This window comes from Methylobacterium sp. WL12 (genome assembly GCF_008039475.1).
GTDB classification, from domain to species: Bacteria; Pseudomonadota; Alphaproteobacteria; order Rhizobiales; family Beijerinckiaceae; genus Methylobacterium; species Methylobacterium cerastii.
Map to the genome: position 1 here is coordinate 1 of NZ_VRUW01000218.1, position 1,008 is coordinate 1,008.

1 protein-coding gene is annotated in these 1,008 nt (G+C 61.9%); it reads right to left on the bottom strand.

Translation table 11 applies throughout. The features are described from left to right. Nucleotides 1-857 (bottom strand): cytosine permease (locus FV226_RS27590; RefSeq protein WP_187278879.1); only part of this gene is annotated, 857 nt, incomplete at its 3' end. Nucleotides 858-1,008: the final 151 nt, after the last annotated feature.

Consider the following 1,008-nt stretch of genomic DNA (forward strand, 5'->3'; position numbering starts at 1 on the left):
ACGATCACGGTGATGATCGCGAAGACGATGAAGTTCACCGGCAAGCCGAGGAAATTGCCGATCTTCATCGACCTCTCGTTGCGCGAGAATCGTGCGAAATCGCCGAAGTTCAGGAGCAACGCGGCGAAGTAGGCGACGATCAGCATCGAGGCGTTGGCGATGTGGGTCAGGGTCGATCCTTCGGCCGGAGGGCTCAGCTGCAACGACAGGCTCGACGTACCCGTCTGCATGAGGATCCAGATCGCCAGCGCGAACATCACGAGGTAGACGACCGGCCCGCAGAAATCGATGAACTTACGGATGGCCTCCATGCCGTTCAGGAAGATCACGAGCTGGAAGAACCACATGAACAGGAAGCTGCCCCACCCAAGTGCGGACAGCCCGAGGTAGTTGCTGTGGGTGTATGCTTCGGCCGACGGCCAGAAGGTGAGTATCAGGACTTGCACGGCCTTGGATGCGAAGTAGGTCTGGACGCCGTACCAGACCACGCCGACGATGCCGCGCAGCACGGCCGCCAGGTTCGCCCCCATCACGCCGAACGACATCCGCGCGACCACCGGGAACGGCGTCCCGTACTTGAGCGACGGGCGACCGATGAGGTTCATCAGGAAGTAGACGATGGTGATGCCGACGACCATCGAGGCCAGCACCTCCCATCCGGTCAGGCCGAGGAAGAACAGGCTCGCGGCGAAGGTGTAGCCGCCGACCGAGTGCACGTCCGACATCCACATGGCGAAGATGCTGAAGGCCCCCCAAGTCCGACCCTCGGGAGCGGTCGGGGCGAGGTCGTGATTGTAGAGCTTCGGGTGAGCCCCCGTGACCACGAGAACAGGCGGTGTCGCGTGAGAAGCCGACATTGATGCCTCCTGGCAGTTCAGCACTGCTCAGACAGGGCAAATGTCGCGCCAAAACAGATCTGGAAGTGGAAGCCGTTCAACACCGCTCGAAAACGGACCGGCAGAGAACCACCCAGCCCAGTCGTAGAGCGGACGGACGGGTCCCGACCCT